Source organism: Olivibacter sp. CPCC 100613 (assembly GCF_036959255.1).
GTDB lineage: Bacteria > Bacteroidota > Bacteroidia > Sphingobacteriales > Sphingobacteriaceae > Olivibacter.
Map to the genome: position 1 here is coordinate 1560377 of NZ_JAWMTI010000001.1, position 15185 is coordinate 1575561.

At 42.1% G+C, this 15185-nt stretch carries 18 protein-coding genes; 10 read left to right on the top strand and 8 right to left on the bottom strand.

Going from position 1 to position 15185, the window contains the following annotated elements; all coding sequences use genetic code 11:
- The first annotated feature begins 11 nt into the window (after nt 1–11).
- Entirely contained in the window at nt 12–1349 is a 1338-nt protein-coding gene (locus tag RYH73_RS06325) for a RagB/SusD family nutrient uptake outer membrane protein (RefSeq protein WP_335312555.1), read from the top strand.
- A gap of 34 nt (nt 1350–1383) precedes the next feature.
- Here RYH73_RS06325 and RYH73_RS06330 read toward each other — a convergent pair whose 3' ends face one another.
- From RYH73_RS06330 to RYH73_RS06350, 5 genes are all read right to left on the bottom strand, one after another.
- Complete coding sequence (locus RYH73_RS06330) at nt 1384–1746, bottom strand: hypothetical protein (protein WP_335312556.1); 363 nt, start codon at nt 1744–1746, stop codon at nt 1384–1386.
- Between the two features lie 268 nt (nt 1747–2014).
- Complete coding sequence (locus tag RYH73_RS06335) at nt 2015–2602, bottom strand: hypothetical protein (RefSeq protein WP_335312557.1); 588 nt, start codon at nt 2600–2602, stop codon at nt 2015–2017.
- 122 nt (nt 2603–2724) lie between these two features.
- Entirely contained in the window at nt 2725–3618 is an 894-nt protein-coding gene (locus tag RYH73_RS06340; protein WP_335312558.1) for a hypothetical protein, read from the bottom strand.
- Nucleotides 3619–3623: 5 nt separating this feature from the next.
- Nucleotides 3624–4190: a hypothetical protein gene (locus RYH73_RS06345; RefSeq protein ID WP_335312559.1), complete on the bottom strand. Its 567-nt coding sequence runs from the start codon at nt 4188–4190 to the stop codon at nt 3624–3626.
- 21 nt (nt 4191–4211) lie between these two features.
- Nucleotides 4212–4469, bottom strand: a complete 258-nt coding sequence (locus RYH73_RS06350; RefSeq protein WP_335312560.1) for a hypothetical protein — start codon at nt 4467–4469, stop codon at nt 4212–4214.
- Nucleotides 4470–4630: 161 nt separating this feature from the next.
- Here RYH73_RS06350 and RYH73_RS06355 point away from each other — a divergent pair, with 161 nt between their 5' ends.
- The 7 genes from RYH73_RS06355 to RYH73_RS06385 all read left to right on the top strand — a co-directional run bounded on the left by RYH73_RS06355 (nt 4631) and on the right by RYH73_RS06385 (nt 9418).
- Nucleotides 4631–5356, top strand: coding sequence for a LytR/AlgR family response regulator transcription factor (locus tag RYH73_RS06355; protein WP_335312561.1), 726 nt, complete (start codon nt 4631–4633; stop codon nt 5354–5356).
- A complete protein-coding gene (locus RYH73_RS06360; RefSeq protein WP_335312562.1) occupies nt 5356–6468 on the top strand; it encodes a histidine kinase in 1113 nt (370 codons plus the stop codon). The genes RYH73_RS06355 and RYH73_RS06360 overlap by 1 nt, the downstream gene beginning before the upstream one ends.
- Nucleotides 6469–6636: 168 nt before the next feature.
- A complete protein-coding gene (locus RYH73_RS06365) occupies nt 6637–6912 on the top strand; it encodes a helix-turn-helix domain-containing protein (protein ID WP_335312563.1) in 276 nt (91 codons plus the stop codon).
- 465 nt (nt 6913–7377) lie between these two features.
- Entirely contained in the window at nt 7378–8022 is a 645-nt protein-coding gene (locus RYH73_RS06370; RefSeq protein WP_335312564.1) for a DUF6266 family protein, read from the top strand.
- A 191-nt stretch (nt 8023–8213) separates the two neighbouring features.
- Nucleotides 8214–8666 (top strand): DUF5675 family protein, encoded by a 453-nt coding sequence (locus RYH73_RS06375; protein WP_335312565.1) that lies wholly within the window; start codon nt 8214–8216, stop codon nt 8664–8666.
- A gap of 263 nt (nt 8667–8929) precedes the next feature.
- Entirely contained in the window at nt 8930–9151 is a 222-nt protein-coding gene (locus tag RYH73_RS06380) for a hypothetical protein (protein WP_335312566.1), read from the top strand.
- A 51-nt stretch (nt 9152–9202) separates the two neighbouring features.
- A complete protein-coding gene (locus RYH73_RS06385) occupies nt 9203–9418 on the top strand; it encodes a hypothetical protein (protein ID WP_335312567.1) in 216 nt (71 codons plus the stop codon).
- Nucleotides 9419–9493: 75 nt separating this feature from the next.
- Here the strand turns inward: RYH73_RS06385 and RYH73_RS06390 are convergent, their stop codons facing one another.
- From RYH73_RS06390 to RYH73_RS06400, 3 genes are read right to left on the bottom strand one after another with little or no spacing between them, the layout of a single operon-like run.
- Complete coding sequence (locus RYH73_RS06390) at nt 9494–9970, bottom strand: hypothetical protein (RefSeq protein ID WP_335312568.1); 477 nt, start codon at nt 9968–9970, stop codon at nt 9494–9496.
- Nucleotides 9957–10325: a hypothetical protein gene (locus RYH73_RS06395; protein WP_335312569.1), complete on the bottom strand. Its 369-nt coding sequence runs from the start codon at nt 10323–10325 to the stop codon at nt 9957–9959. The genes RYH73_RS06390 and RYH73_RS06395 overlap by 14 nt, the downstream gene beginning before the upstream one ends.
- A complete protein-coding gene (locus tag RYH73_RS06400) occupies nt 10325–11611 on the bottom strand; it encodes a hypothetical protein (RefSeq protein ID WP_335312570.1) in 1287 nt (428 codons plus the stop codon). The genes RYH73_RS06395 and RYH73_RS06400 overlap by 1 nt, the downstream gene beginning before the upstream one ends.
- 979 nt (nt 11612–12590) lie before the next feature.
- Between RYH73_RS06400 and RYH73_RS06405 the strand changes: the two genes are divergently transcribed.
- Both RYH73_RS06405 and RYH73_RS06410 read left to right on the top strand, forming a co-directional pair.
- Nucleotides 12591–13064, top strand: a complete 474-nt coding sequence (locus RYH73_RS06405; protein ID WP_335312571.1) for a type IV pilin protein — start codon at nt 12591–12593, stop codon at nt 13062–13064.
- A 629-nt stretch (nt 13065–13693) separates the two neighbouring features.
- Entirely contained in the window at nt 13694–15145 is a 1452-nt protein-coding gene (locus tag RYH73_RS06410) for a GspE/PulE family protein (RefSeq protein ID WP_335312572.1), read from the top strand.
- Nucleotides 15146–15185: the final 40 nt, after the last annotated feature.

Genomic DNA, 15185 nt, shown 5'->3' on the forward strand with positions numbered 1-15185 from the left:
ACTTAACGACTATGATAAAAATCAAGCTATTACTCCTTGTTGCTTCTTTTTCAATTTGTGCCTGCAATCAATATCTTGAACTGAAGCCTGATAAAACGATGGTATTGCCTGAGACAGAACAGGATATGCAGGCATTACTCGATAATGTCAATTTTATGAATGCCGCTGAAAGCTCGTTGGGCGAAATGGCTGCTGATAACTACTACTTGACGGATAATGATTGGCAATCGCTCGATATTAATGACAGGGAACTGTATATATGGGGCAAAGATGTTTTTGGAACGGGATGGGGAAGCAACTATCGGACTATTATGTATGCCAATACGGTACTGGAAACATTGGAAAAGAATCCGTCAATAGATATTACAGCAAGGAATCGGTTAAGAGGTGGTGCGCTGTTTTTTCGCGGTAACACCTTGTTTCAGTTGGCGCAATTATATATGTTACCTTATGATAAGGACATCGCTGCTACAGCACCGGGGCTACCGCTTAAGTTCACTGCGGCAATTGATGATCCTTCGGTTAGATCGAGTATGGAAAAAACCTATTCGCAAATCGAAATGGATTTGAGGGAGGCCGCTGTCTTGTTGCCTGAGGAGAAGCCACTTTTTCCAACCCGTCCAAACAAAGCCGCTGCATTTGCCGGGCTTGCCCGTCTCCATCTTGTTATGGCCGATTTTGAGCAGGCAGAGCGCTTTGCTGATTCTAGCTTGATGCTTCAGGCAACGTTGATCGATTACAATCAGGTCATCAATTCGGAAACTCCTTTCGCTCCCTTTAATGAGGAAACGATTTTCTATTCACGGTTTTCGGGCGGTGGTACATTGAGCCAATCTTATCGCAAAGTAGATACAACCCTATATACCATGTATGCAGATGATGATTTGCGCAGGACTTTGTTTTTTCGTGAACAGGATGGCCATGTCTACTTCAAGGGTAATTACGATGGACAAAACACCTCCGCACTTTTTAATGGTATCACTTCTGCTGAAATGCTATTGACGAAAGCAGAGTGTTTGGCTCGGAAGGGTAAATCCTCAGAAGCATGGAATGTGTTATCAGAACTCCTTCGTTCTCGCTATTCAAATAATAATTTTAACAAAGTGATGCCGATTGGAGCCACCAATGTATTAAACTTTGTTTTGAATGAGCGAAGAAAAGAGCTGTTGTTTCGGGGGATTAGGTGGATTGATCTGCGGCGGCTAAATAAGGAAGAAAATTTAGCAACTGTATTGACCCGGAACGTTCTTGGCAAAGAATATATATTGTTACCAAACAGTAGCAGATATGTTTTCCTTATACCGGACGATGTAATCCAGCAAAGCGGAATGGAGCAAAACGTACGGTAAGGTTATGCCGGGAAATTTTTCCCGGCATTGATCGCTACTCACGTAATGATACATGAGAAGTTTCCTGTTTGGTTTGGATCGCCTCGTCGATTTCATCCAGTAAAGTGGATGTGATGTCGGGCTGTTTTTGATTGTCCGGAGCACTTGGATTACTGACGTCTGCCTGAACTGCACAAAGGTTGTTTTGGCCCGGGCAATTTGGCGCGGATGAACCGACATAAGAATAATTCGTTGGATCATCCATATCCCCACCATTGAAGGAAAACCAAGCGGTTACACGAACTTTCTTTTCCGCTGTCGGTTTTTCCTTTGCATTTAAACTTAAATATAATAACAATGCTAGAATAGTTCCGAAGAATGCGACGACAAGTAGTCGCGCGTTAAATATACGTGCCATATGCATACATGCATTTAAGGGAAATGCTACCTTTATGTTATATTATATTTGTTTTAAAATCGGGGCATCTTCAGGTCAGCCAAACCTTTCCAGTCCGTTTGCTGCAAACAAGGACCGAAATATCGTGGACAGTACCGGCCTACCCGGAAATACCATAAATCTGCGTCGGTGTTGATTGGAAAATGATTTCATAACTGTTTGTTTTTGTATAAGGCTAATTTATTAGGTGCAGAGAGGAAAAAAGCTCTCAAGCTTGGGAAAAAATAACCTACATGTTCCGTTGGTTTAGGTAGCGTTTCTTCACCCTATAGAAAGTGCCGCGCGATAGATGGGCATACTCTTGTTGGATACCTATATCGCAATGCTGGACGATATCGGGCATTTCTTCGATCAATATACGGTAGCGTTCGTAATAATCTGTTGTTTGCAGCAGCAATACATGGTTGCGCAAACGGGTCAATTGGTGCTGCTTGAGAATATGAAAAAATTCCGATACAGCTGTATAACGCCGTTGTGCGGTGGAGGCGGCATCTGCGCGCAATTGAAAAACAGTGCTATCTTTTAGAAAAGTGGTATAAACACTGCCGGCCCTCCGGGTAAAGACGTGCTCCGTTCCCGTGAAATAGCTGTTCGGTATAGAAAGCCATCGGAAGCTGCTTTTTTTGCCATCTTTTGCATAATGCAATCCGGCCACTAAACCTTCCAAGGTAAAACACCAGTAGTATTTTGGTTCGTCCGGCGAGCTGAAAATGGTACTTTTTCGATATTGCTTAATCTGCCCGTGGTTTTCCAAAAACAGACGGGCATCATCCGGGATACGCATATAACGCTCCCAAAAGTCGAATAATCTGTGCATGCGTTTGTTTGTAAAGGTTAACTAATTGGGCTAACATTAGGTTAGGTGCCTTATTTATGTAAATCCGCTCATGTAAGACATAGCGTTCCTCCTTTCTTTTTTAGATAGGGTTTGTTGGGGGCTCACTCCCGGCAAACCTTGGGTGATTGATAATTGGGGTTCATTTGTTTTCTTGTTTGATGGAACCAGGCGCAGTAATTGAGCAAAATCATAGCAAGCGAAAAAAGACTAAGACCTAAAAAAATACTGATCAGCAGGTGCAATATGATAATGCCACCAATAAATGGCCCCTGTAAGTGGCGAAACAAAAGATTGAGTGGATAGGCAATCTCCAGGAGAAGCACCAAAATTCCGCCCGCGCTTAAAAGCCAATGAGGTAAAAAGCCGACATCCCATTGGCTAATATTAAAGTAGGGAAGGTGAAGCGCCTTCCAAAGGGCCCGGCCATTCCACCAGCTGCTACCGAACGCTTTGTTGAGTCCGTTGAAAAAGTAAACGATGGACAGATGTATCTGTAAGATGCGCTGGCAGCGGTAAAGTGTAAGGGTGCTTGCCGGTATTAATTTCCATAGGTATTTATCTACACTATCGCTACGGTAAGTAGGGAAAAGAAGGCAGTAAAAGAGACCGATCTGGCAAAAATAGTCAAAACCATAGCTGAACGACGGAACGGCCGTAAATATACAGGCATGTAATAATAACAAAATGCATGCAACCAATGGCGTGGCAAAGCCGATTGCTAACAGGCCTGCCAAGCTATAATAAGTAAGGCTTAATCCTTGATAAAAGTGCTTGCTATCAATGGCTTTTTCAATCGTCTGAATGCCGGGTAGCAGCGTGTCTTTTTTGATATCGAGCAGCATATAATCAACTGGCCCATCAAGCGTGTAAAGCAGCTTGAAATCATCTCCCAGCGCATAGTAAGCTAAACAGGCTAAACCAGCGGTACCTATGCGTAAAGGAAATAGAAAGTCTGGCTGCCGGAAAGGGAGCTTTTTGAAAGACGAAAAAATCATATCTTCTATAGGTTAATCGTATGCTGAAAAATCAAAAAGTAAGTACCCTGCACTAGGCTGTCATGCTCCTGATAGAGATAGATCGATACCTCCACTTTGCTGATGGCCGGATCGCTTTTACCAAGATACAGGGCCATACTACCTGCGACGGCGCGACCGTATGCCTGCTCTAAGCTTGTATGTTTATCAGGTCTGTGGGCTTCTTTTAGCAAAGACTCAAATAAGCGCGTAAAGCTTGAATAGCGGTTTAAGCTTTCGCGATTTTTTAGCTTTGGATTGCTAAGTGTAAGACGCATGCTATCTCGGGTGTCATAAAGGCGAAACTCGGTGATGTATTGGCTTCCAATATTCGGTGCGAAAAATCCGTAAGGCATGTCATTTCCACTTATTTTTGCATAAAGCCGGAAAATGGAATGATGAAAAACGTGCTGGCCGATTTGCACGATTTCCGTAAGCGCATCTGGCGCTTCCTGCCTGGTTCTGTAGTATGCATAATAGCTATGCTGAAAATTATTCCACAGGATTATACCGAAATGCAGGCTCACGCCCAATAGGAATATAATCGGCTTCATGAGACTTTTTCCGAAGCTTTTTTATTGATAGGATAAAATCAAAGCAATCTGCTCCGTAGTATATTGATCGTTTGTAGGCTCCACCGGCTTATCCGGAAAAACAATTCCCTGAACAAAGATACCGGCAGCGATATACTGGCCGGCATCCAACGCCATCGGCATTGCAATCTGCTCGGCTTTTGGAAGATGAACGGTTATCGTTTTTTGCTGGAAGGAGTGGCTTAACAAAGCAGCGAAAGCAAACAGGCTTAGGCCGCTAAAGATATTATGCTTTGTCATGATGTTTGTTTTTTAGTATCGGAATAAAGATCATTATCTCCTGATTTTCTAGGTTTGAAATGGCGCGAACGGTAAGGATTATGTCACCAATGGCTAGTTATTTGACATGCACGGTAGTTTTTGTTATTTTTCCTGCTGCTGATTCACAAACCAAACTTATTATGATCAACACTATACTTATTGATGATGATTATCCAGTTTTGAAATCGATAGAGAAACGGCTTCAACAGATCGATGGATTGAACGTATTACAGACTTTTACGGATATCGCTGCAGCGCTCGCTTTTCTGAGGTCTTATGGTAAAATTGATTTAATATTCTGCGATATTGAAATGCCCGATTTAAATGGTGTAGAGGCGGCTCCTTTGTTAACGCCTTATTGCCAACGTTTTGTTTTTTTAACCGGTCACAGAGAATATGCTCTGGAGGCTTTTGGTGTACGTGCAGATGGTTATTTGCTAAAGCCTGTGGATAAAAAGGACGTATTAAAAGAGATGGCCGAGCTTGAACGGGAGCCGAATAGCGTAGCGACTGATGCATTGATGAGCCATTGTTTGGTGATAAAAAATAAGGGCAATAAAGAGCAACAGCTTATTGCCATAGCAGATATTATTTGTATCAAAGCCTATGGGCATTATGTCAACCTTTTTTGTAGGGGAAACCGAGAACCTATTTTGCATCGGGATACGCTGGATAATATGGAATTGTTCCTGAAGCGCTTTGGCGGTTTTTTGCGTACGCACCGATCTTATATTGTTGCGGTCAACGCCATTATAAAGATAGAGGAGATGTCGGTGGTTTATTTAACCGATGGCGTAAAGGCGAATATCAGTCGTAGATACAGCGCACAGGTAAAGGAATGGCTGCATAATCTGCAAACTAAGTAATGTTGGAAATAAGGATACGCTTTTTAAGATTGCTGCAAAAAATAAACGGACGCTTGGCCGGAGGGCTGCTGATACATGTATTGGTATGGCTCTGTTTTATGGTAGTGAGTGCCCAACTGCTTGGTTTCGACAGGGGTTACAGTAAAAATTTATGGAATACTGTACTCTTTTTTATCATACAGATCTTTTTCTTTTATGCTAATAGTTACTATTGGTTGCCCAAGGTGTTTAGCGCCGAAAAGGGAAGGGTACGGTGTTTTATTTGGTTATTGGTGGCTCAAATTTTTTGTTTGGTGGTGTTTCTCGTGGTAATAAGCATGCTTTTTGGAAACCTGCGGATTTCTTTTGCCGGTTCTTTTAACGATTGGTTATTAATACCCTATAATTTATCTGCTTTTGTGTTGCCTTTTATGGCCTATTGGCCATTCAGCACAGGGTACTATTATTTGGTACAGAGCAAAGCGGTAAGTGTCGAAAACAGGCGCTTAAGGCATGAGACTATGCTGTTATCGCAACGTTGGTTAAAAGCCGAATTGAACCCGCATTTTATGAATAACTGCTATCATTTTTTGGATGGCCTACTGCTCATTGATGTGAAAAAGGCCGAGGAGGGGCTCGTTCTGATACAGAATATGATGCAGTATTATTTACTGGTGCCTAAGGATGGTTTTATAGAAGTTAAAGATGAACTGGATCAGTGTAAACGTTTGATGAAGCTGTATAGGCTTCGTTATGGTGACATATTCGTTTCGGTACAGATGGAAAAAGAGGTAGCGCACCTACCTTGCCTGCCGATGTGTTTAGTGCTATTGATGGAAAATCTGTTAAAATATGGCGTTGTGAATCAAAGGGAGGAAGCTGCTGAACTTAAGTTGACTTATAAGGATGGCATTCTGGAGATTACGACTTTTAATAAGATTCGCCATTCAGGACAAATTCCGATTGCAGGTACGGGTAGGGGCTTGGCTAATTTAGAAAGCCAGTTGCAACATTTTTATCCAAATGCTTTTGTCTTAAGCAGAAAAGAGGAGAATGGGGTTTATCAGTTGCAGCTACGGATTTGGGTGGAGAATTCATTGGGTAGCGGAATAGTAAAAGATCACCCAATGTGATAATTAGCTATAATTGAAACATTGAGTAGGCTTCTTGCCAAGTACGGATTTATTCCTTAAAATTATTGCTAATAAAATAGAGTGTTAATTCATAAACCTAAAGGACCGTCTTTTTGGGGTAGATGGTTTGGCTCACCCTGTGTGGTTTAGCAAAATCCGCAGAACAACATGAAGCAATTAAACCTAATTTATCAATCCTTAAAAACAATTGAACGCTTATTGGAAGAAACCTTAGCCAAGCATGAACCACAGGAGCTAGATAATCTGAAGGATTATTTGGATAAGGAACAGGTATTAAAGTATTTTAAAATTACCGATAGTACCTACTATCGTTGGATAGCGATGGGCCGATTGAAACCATATGGACCGAGTGGGGCGCTGCGATTCAAGAAAGAAGATCTGCTAAAGCTTATGGAGCGGCGAAGATATCGCGAACGAATATGATTTCGCTGATTGCCCGTTACTAGCGGTTTCAGTGCGGTTCGGCACATATGGATACCAGGCAATGGTTTGGACAATGAATTCTCCAATCGTTGTTCGACGGTTCTCCCACTGTTCTTCGAGAAGCCTTCGACAGCAAGTGGACGCTTGTCGAAGCGCTGTCGAACAGTTGTCGAAGCCTTGTCGGAAAAATCTCGGAACAGTGTGGGAGATGGTGTTCTGTTGGGTTGAAATGCTGTTGGGGGGATGTGAGATTTTTCCACTACGGTAGATTTCTCTGCTGCACTTCGTTCCGGTCGAAATGACATTAACGATTGTCATATCATCCCAATTAAACCCATTTTCCCCCATTTTATCCCATTAATACTTCTGTTTAACACACGATATTATGTTTGCTGCATGGATACGAAAATACCGGTATAAGAAGCGTATTCGATAACAGGATGGTTAAACTTTAAAATTAAAATTATGGCAACGTATAAACAGGGTGTCAATGGCATGTTCTCCGGCAAAGCAGGTAGTGTAATCGGTAGCAACTGGCGTAGCATAGGCTACCTGCGCGGTCTGGCGCGCTTCAAATCTAAATCCAATTCTCCCAAACAGGCGGCGCAGCGCGCTCGTTTTGGGATGGCCGTTTCTTTCTTGAGGCCTATGAAAACCATATTGAATATTGGTTTTAACGATAAGGGCAATAACAGAAGCACCGGCTATAACCAGGCGATGCGCAGTTTTATGGCCAATGCAGTTGCCGGAGAGTACCCGGATTTTGCAATTGATTTTTCAAAAATTGAGATCAGCAAAGGGGCTTTGGAAAAATTGATTGGTATGCAGGCTGTTTCCAGTACGGCTAACACCTTCAACTTTAGCTGGGTAGATACAAGTGCCGTTTCTGAAATGGGCTATGTAGACGATCAGGTTTTTATCTTACTCTATAATCAAACGGAAGACACTTTCACCACTTTCCGCAATGCGCTACGGCAAGAGCAGGAAGTAACGTTGGAACTACCTGCAGTGTTTTCGGGCAATACCTTTCATATCTATGCTTTCGCGTTGGATAGAGACGGAAAAGAAGCTTCTAACAGTCAATACCTCGGTCAGCTCGAATTGACCTAAGCATGATTCAAGGAAGAGCAGCCTTGTGCTGCCTTCTTTTAAATATGCGTGTAGTTGGGTCGACGGTTAGTTAAGTAGTTAAGTTGTTGAATAGTTAAGTTGTAAAATAATAGCAGGGGCAGTTGCGGTGGCAAGTGCGAGCCTACACCTTAAAGCTTACAGCTATCCTCTAACCCCTAAAAACTAAAAACATGATTAAATTAATAAGAATAGCCGAAGGCATCAATACGACCCTCGGCCAGTTATATATCAATGATCTCTTCCAGTGCTATATTCTGGAAGATAAGATACGGGACGAGAAAATCCCGGGAGAAACAGCTATTCCCGCAGGTACCTATCAACTGGGCTTGAATAAGCTTGCGGGTATGAATGCTAAATATCAGAGCCGATACAGTTCCATGCATAAGGGAATGGTGGAAATCAGAGGGATACCCAATTTCAGTCTGGTGTTCTTCCATATCGGCAATTACCACACCGATACCCGTGGTTGCCCCTTAACCGGAAGCTATTATCAATTGGTTAATGGCGATTATCGGGTACTGCATTCAGCGGATGCGTATAAAAGGGTGTATCCTTTATTAGCAAAGGCCGCTGCCGCGGGGCAATCATTGTTTATTATTGACTATTTTACCTTTTTTTCATGAAGTGTCTTTTTCTTATTGGCATTCAAGCTTCTCGCCGATTGGCTCGAGGTTTCCGCAAAAAGGTAACCAAAAACTCTCGGCTGAAAATCTTCCTTCGAGCGTTCGTACTGTTACTTAGCCTGTGGTTGCCGGAATATTTGAGGCCGATTTATAGAATATGATTAGATCTCCCTTCGAAATTACATGCTTCGGAACGGCTATGCAACGGGACTCTCGCGCATAGGACAAAAGAACAATAAAATTTTTAATTAAAAAAAATAACAATGAAATCATTAGAACTAATAACCTTATTAGGAGCGATCATCAGTATTTTATTATCAATTATAGCCTATTTCTTAAAGCAATTACATGGTAATTTCCGAAAAATGGAGCAGGATGTGTCCGTCATGAAAGCGAGCATACAATTGCTGAAAGCGGATTTAAAAGCGAATTATAATTTACTGCGACAGCGGATGGAGTTTTTGGAGAATCGCTATAGGCCATAGGCTGTAAGCCAATAACCAACAACTAATAACCAATAATAAATAACGAAAAACATGAAAACAGAAATAACGGAAAGAATCAAATCGCCCACACCGAAGTTCTTTAAAAGAATAAGAACCATCGGTTTAACCTTGGGTGCGGTAGGCGGGGCTTTATTAGCTGCACCTATAACTTTACCGGCAACGGTCGTTACCATTGCGGGTTACCTCGCAACAGCAGGTATTGTGGCTTCGGCGGTATCAACGATTACCAAGGAGGATAAGTTTTAGACCTGAAACGCCCGACGACATCCCAGTCGGGCGTTCAGCTGACGACTATCGCACCGCATCATTAGCAAAGGGCTATTATTTCATCAAATTCACCGCGTCATACACCTTATGAACATAAATCGGATAGCTATTCTTATTCGATTTCAATTGCAGGCGCAATTCATCGATCAGTCCGTTTTCTTCTATTTGTTCTCGAGACTCAAAGCCGACAAAAGCGGAGTCTAGGGCGAAGTGAAAGGAATCTCGCGTTTCGTCCGGGCCGTGACGAACAATGGCACTATCCAACAGTTCATAATGAATGGTGTTTACAGGCGATCGGAAGATTAAGTGCCCTTCCTGTTGGGTAATGCGGTCAGCTGCTTCGAAATCTTGCTGCAATGCGTGCTGAAGTAACCGATGTTCATTGTCGATGCCAAAACGTTGTTGCAGGCCTCCCAATTGCTTGCTTGTTAATGCGAGTGCCGCATAGGCAACGGCCACTACAATGGTCATCAGCAACAAGGCCACCACCAATTCAATGATCGTAAAGGCCGGTAACTTAGGGGGTTTCATCGCTTTTCTTTTGAATGATTTTTCGATAGACGGCGAGCGATTGCTCTTGTTTATTGAAGGCTTCTAATTCGATCAGCAGTAATTGATTACTTTCTTCATACTGAGTTACTCTTTGTTGTATTTCTATATCGTTTTCGAGCTGGTATGTCTGATCCTGCGGATCATTGAACCCACTGTTTGCCTCGCCGGCCAATACCATTAATTGCTGTTGCAAACGTAATTTCGGGTTGCTGGAACTGTTGACAATACGGACATAGGTCATGGTAGCAATGCCAAACACAAGCATAATGATCACCAGGGCAACAATGACCTCTACCACGGTAGCTCCCTCTAGTTTGATGACCTGCTTTCTCATTAATAGAGCCATTGAACAATTCCTCCTTTTCCGGTTGTTTGTAAAAGCGCACTCTCCAGGTAATAGCGCGAACGTTTGGTATAATCGATACGCGCATCGAGTAGAAAATTATCATACAGGGATGAGGGTGTTTGCAATACAAAACGTTGGCAGGCAGCGCTGCCAAAGACAGATCCCTTTAACTCTAGCATGCCGTCTGCATAAAGCTCACCGTGCACCTCGCTACCCGGTTCCATTCGGATACGGTTCATAAAATCACTGCCAGAAGCAGCTGCCACGCTGAACACCACGCCATGAATTTTGGCATTTTTGTCAATTACAATTTCCGGAGTAAATTCTTGTACGGTATTTTCATCGCGTTTTTCGATCAGACCAAGAGCAGAAGGATAGTGGAGTTCGACATTTTCTTCAACGTGTATCGAATCCTGAGCGAAAGCCTGTAACATACCCTTAAAATCTTTTGCGATCTTAATCTTAGGGGCTATAAAGATAACCTGTTCCACTTGGGCGGTGCTTGGCAAATAAATTGCTTGCTCGGAGATCACAATCAATGCTCCTTTCAAATTGAGATTCTCCAGCGAGATCGAGTCTTTGCTGGAAAGAATAAGTGGTTTTTGGTAAAAGCTTCGGATCAAGGAATCTTTTATGTTGTGGAAAGATGCGATCGAATCGCTTTGATTTTCCAAGCTATCGTAGGTCAATTGTTTGATCTGCTCGATAAGCGCGGTATTAAGTGTTGGTAATTTCTTTTCACTGTTTCTCATCTCACCATAAACCGTTGAATCACCTTCATAGGCTTTGTCTTCGATATACGCCTTTCGGATTCCTGCCGGTGGTAAATAGGCGGTACCGCGAATAAGGGTCTTACCGGAAATAGATAAAGGCCGGTCATCATCTTTTAAGTAAAGTGCATAGGCTTTGTCGCTTTGGAGCGTATTGCCTTTTAAGAATACCTTCTGCAGCGTATCCCGGCCTTCAAAAGATTTAATTATAGCAATCTCATAGAGGCCCCACGGATAGTGTTGTAAACTTATACTGTCTGTCTCTTCCTTGAATAAATCCATAAATACCTCTTCACTTGATTTTTCAGAATAAGCTTCGCTCAGGAGTAGAGCCATACCTGATTCCAGGTTCCGTTCCAATTTTAACCGATGAAGTAGCTGTGAAGTATCATTACGGTTATAAAGTAGTAAAAGAAGCATCAGACCCAGTAAAAGGGCGATAATGGTGGCAATACCCACTACACTTAATAAAGCGCCGGCTTTTAGTTTATGAGGTTGATGCATGTACAAACTTAGATAAATTCTACTTGATATAAAATATAGAAGAACTCACATCCAAAACGTTAAATAATAATTAGGAAATATGGGAGCTCCGTCGGTCGGTTTTAGTTAAAAAATAGAACGATTATTTTACCTTCTTTCTTTCTTTTCATTAAGTTTTCGTTTTTTAAGGCATTCAAGCTTTCCCTAAGGGGAAGGTCCGCGAAATAAAGAAGCAAAGAGCCGACCGTAGGGAGTCCATGAACACCTTTGAAAATAATGAAGTAGTGAATAAAATCGCCGCTTCAAAATTTACAGGAACGGATCGTGCCTCCTGGTGCTACTTGTAAATTTTGGAGGCGGCACTTTTTAGAACGTAGGGCTTTTACTTTTAACCGGACGTATTATTATCTTCAGCCCTAATATAGCCCTGCGCGTGGGTAAAACGGCCTTGGAGGATACCGAAGCAACGAGCAGTAAAGCATTTGCACGTCTGTTCATATGGCAATATGCAAGCGGATTGAGGAAGTGAAACGGCTCCGATACGTGCCATGAATGCTTTGCCATCAGATGCAAGGTAGCCTACACAGCCTTGATCTTTGCGTCGGTTTGGATGACTAAAATAAAACTTCCTTTAATATAAACAATTCATCTATGTGTTAAATCGATCCCTGTTTTAGGTCAGAAAGCCGATATACTCATATTAAATTTATACCAACATCCAGGGATTCTTTTGCTTTCCTGAATAAAATAGCGTCTCTTATAGCAGAGAAAATACACTTTTTTGTTCAAAAATTTTATTTTGGACAGCTCTGAGAAGAACTGATGTTACATATGATTAGCTAACAGGAGAAACTTAATCAGTTGAAAAATGGAGTAGCAGCTATTAAAAATACAATAAAGCGATAATCAAGAAATTAATTTATTCACATTTTTTGCGAGAGTTATTTTTCTACTCTATATTTAGCCCCGAATAATGGATACCGTCTCCTTAAAATAACCTATGCTTAGTGAAAATTTGGAGACGGTTGTGTTAAAATCAACGGAGAAACCTATGCGGAAGCGATTAACCTTTAAGTTTAAGCGTAAACTAAAAGCTTTTTCTTTAACGGAAGTACTGGTGGTTTTGGTTATCATCGGTATCTTGGTGTTATTGGCCTTACCTAATCTAATGCCATTGATCACCCGTGCGAAAAGTACGGAAGCAAAAGTACAGCTGGAGCACGTATACACGTTGGAAAAAAATCATTTTTTTGAACGATCAAAATACAGTACCGACTTAACGGATATTGGTTTTGAACAGGAAAAACTAACAACCGATGGCGGCCAGGCCAACTATCGGATCGAAATTGTGGATGCAGAGACCACCACTTTTTTGGCCAGAGCTACGGCTGTTGTGGATTTCAATGGCAACGGAACCTTTAATGTCTGGGAGATCGATCAGGATAAGAACCTAAAGGAAGTGGTGAAAGATTAAATTGTAATAAATTATGCATCCCCTTTTAGTGATATTGATTCTATTGGCCTTATCTTATATGGCTTGGCAGGACTTTCGCGATCGGGCAATCGATTGGTTTTTGTTTCCTGTGCTGCTGGCTTTATTGTTAAGCAACAGTATCTTGATGCAGACATTTACCTGGAGTCACTTACTGGTCAATATCGGACTGCTGGGCGCGCAGCTTGCATTGGTAGCCCTATATTTTAAGATAAGTCGAGGACAGAACCTGTTTACCGGGCAACAGCTATTGGGTTGGGGTGATATTCTTTTTTTTCTTATTCTTACGGTCGCTTTTTCGCCACTTAATTTTATTGTGTTCTACCTGATGAGTCTATTGCTGACCTTACTTTTCTTTCTGATCCTGAGAACAGTTGGTCGACAAGTAAAAAACATTCCCTTGGCAGGTTCGCAAGCTGTTATTCTGATGCTTGTCTTTCTAATTGATATAAAGCAATGGGGGCTTTATTTATATAATGATACTTTTCTATTCAACTTCCTAAGNTTGGCAGGTTCGCAAGCTGTTATTCTGATGCTTGTCTTTCTAATTGATATAAAGCAATGGGGGCTTTATTTATATAATGATACTTTTCTATTCAACTTCCTAAGCCATGCCAACGTCTACCATCCCTGATACCTTGTTACTCCTGCCGAAGGATATCCAGCTGTTAAGCGTGGAACAGGCTTGGTATTACCGGGCTATTCCCAAGGGACAGGAAGGCTATATACTTTATTATTCCGATCAATTATCGGATGAACCAACCATGCTGGAAGAACTGGAAATGCTGTTGGGGCTGCCTGCAAAAGTTGAAGTAATAGAAACCGCACAGTTGAATCACTACCTTCATAAATATTACTTCCGTGAGGAACAGGTTCTATCGGTGCAGGAAGGACAAAAAGAGGAAACCTATGTTGGGAGTTCAGACGATTTTTTGGTGGATCTGATTGCCGAAGCAAGAAAGCTGAAAAGCAGCGACATTCACCTGGAGATATACGAAGAGCGTTGCCGTGTTCGGATTCGGATCGATGGGCAGATGATTGAGCGTTATAGCTTAGATAAAACGGAGTATCCTGCCGTGGTCAATAAAATAAAAATCCTATCCGGATTGGATATTGCCGAAAAGCGTTTACCGCAAGATGGCCGGATCAACTTTGCCCATGGCGAGCTAAAATTTGATATCCGTGTATCCATTTTACCCACCCTACACGGTGAAAAAGTGGTAATGCGTTTGCTGAGTAACGATGCTACCAATATCGACTTGCAAAGTTTGGGCTTTTCCGAATTTGATTTGCGCAACTACCTGGAAGGTGTGAAACGCCCGAATGGCATTGTGTTGATCAGTGGGCCTACCGGCTCGGGGAAAACAACAACTCTTTATGCTACCCTGAAATTACTGAACCTCGATACACGGAATATTCTGACCATTGAAGATCCAATCGAATATACGTTGGAGGGGATCAATCAAGTACAGTTAAAAGAAAGCATCGGGCTCACATTTGGTGCCGCCTTGCGCACCTTTTTACGGCAAGATCCGGACATTATTATGGTGGGTGAGATTCGGGATACCGATACGGCCACCATGGCTATTCGCTTGGCCTTGACGGGGCACTTGGTACTGTCTACCATTCATACCAACTCAGCATGGGGTACGATTTCCCGTTTAATTGATATGGGAGTTCCGGCATTCTTATTGGCCAATACGTTGAACACTTCGGTCGCGCAGCGTCTTTTACGGATTCTTTGTCCGCATTGCAAAACAACGCAGGCTTTTGATACCCGTCTTTATCCACAGCAATTTAAACCCTTTTATGCTATAAAAACACATTGTGTAGCAAAAGGTTGTAATCATTGTTTTCATACCGGCTATAAGGGGCGGAAAGCGGTGTATGAGATTATTCCGATCGATCGGAACTTATCGGAAAAGATTAAAAACAATGTGTACGATGTGAGCGAAGAGCTACGCGAGCGAAAACTGAAGTCACTGGCTGAAAATGCCTTTGAATTGTTTGCCGCCGGTGAAACAACGATCGAAGAGATTTATCCTTTACTTTTTAATTTTTGAGCATTTGGGAAAGAAATATTTACACAAAAAAAGAAAAGGC

What these genes read in the sequence shown, in the direction of transcription:
- RYH73_RS06400 (WP_335312570.1), bottom strand. Translation starts at nt 11,611, where the DNA reads ATGCATCAACCTCATAAACTAAAAGCCGGCGCTTTATTAAGTGTAGTG.
- RYH73_RS06395 (WP_335312569.1), bottom strand. Translation starts at nt 10,325, where the DNA reads ATGAGAAAGCAGGTCATCAAACTAGAGGGAGCTACCGTGGTAGAGGTC.
- RYH73_RS06360 (WP_335312562.1), top strand. Translation starts at nt 5,356, where the DNA reads ATGTTGGAAATAAGGATACGCTTTTTAAGATTGCTGCAAAAAATAAAC.
- RYH73_RS06335 (WP_335312557.1), bottom strand. Translation starts at nt 2,602, where the DNA reads ATGCACAGATTATTCGACTTTTGGGAGCGTTATATGCGTATCCCGGAT.
- RYH73_RS06405 (WP_335312571.1), top strand. Translation starts at nt 12,591, where the DNA reads ATGCTTAGTGAAAATTTGGAGACGGTTGTGTTAAAATCAACGGAGAAA.
- RYH73_RS06340 (WP_335312558.1), bottom strand. Translation starts at nt 3,618, where the DNA reads ATGATTTTTTCGTCTTTCAAAAAGCTCCCTTTCCGGCAGCCAGACTTT.
- RYH73_RS06325 (WP_335312555.1), top strand. Translation starts at nt 12, where the DNA reads ATGATAAAAATCAAGCTATTACTCCTTGTTGCTTCTTTTTCAATTTGT.
- RYH73_RS06410 (WP_335312572.1), top strand. Translation starts at nt 13,694, where the DNA reads ATGCCAACGTCTACCATCCCTGATACCTTGTTACTCCTGCCGAAGGAT.
- RYH73_RS06375 (WP_335312565.1), top strand. Translation starts at nt 8,214, where the DNA reads ATGATTAAATTAATAAGAATAGCCGAAGGCATCAATACGACCCTCGGC.
- RYH73_RS06355 (WP_335312561.1), top strand. Translation starts at nt 4,631, where the DNA reads ATGATCAACACTATACTTATTGATGATGATTATCCAGTTTTGAAATCG.
- RYH73_RS06390 (WP_335312568.1), bottom strand. Translation starts at nt 9,970, where the DNA reads ATGAAACCCCCTAAGTTACCGGCCTTTACGATCATTGAATTGGTGGTG.
- RYH73_RS06365 (WP_335312563.1), top strand. Translation starts at nt 6,637, where the DNA reads ATGAAGCAATTAAACCTAATTTATCAATCCTTAAAAACAATTGAACGC.
- RYH73_RS06380 (WP_335312566.1), top strand. Translation starts at nt 8,930, where the DNA reads ATGAAATCATTAGAACTAATAACCTTATTAGGAGCGATCATCAGTATT.
- RYH73_RS06385 (WP_335312567.1), top strand. Translation starts at nt 9,203, where the DNA reads ATGAAAACAGAAATAACGGAAAGAATCAAATCGCCCACACCGAAGTTC.
- RYH73_RS06370 (WP_335312564.1), top strand. Translation starts at nt 7,378, where the DNA reads ATGGCAACGTATAAACAGGGTGTCAATGGCATGTTCTCCGGCAAAGCA.
- RYH73_RS06330 (WP_335312556.1), bottom strand. Translation starts at nt 1,746, where the DNA reads ATGGCACGTATATTTAACGCGCGACTACTTGTCGTCGCATTCTTCGGA.
- RYH73_RS06345 (WP_335312559.1), bottom strand. Translation starts at nt 4,190, where the DNA reads ATGAAGCCGATTATATTCCTATTGGGCGTGAGCCTGCATTTCGGTATA.
- RYH73_RS06350 (WP_335312560.1), bottom strand. Translation starts at nt 4,469, where the DNA reads ATGACAAAGCATAATATCTTTAGCGGCCTAAGCCTGTTTGCTTTCGCT.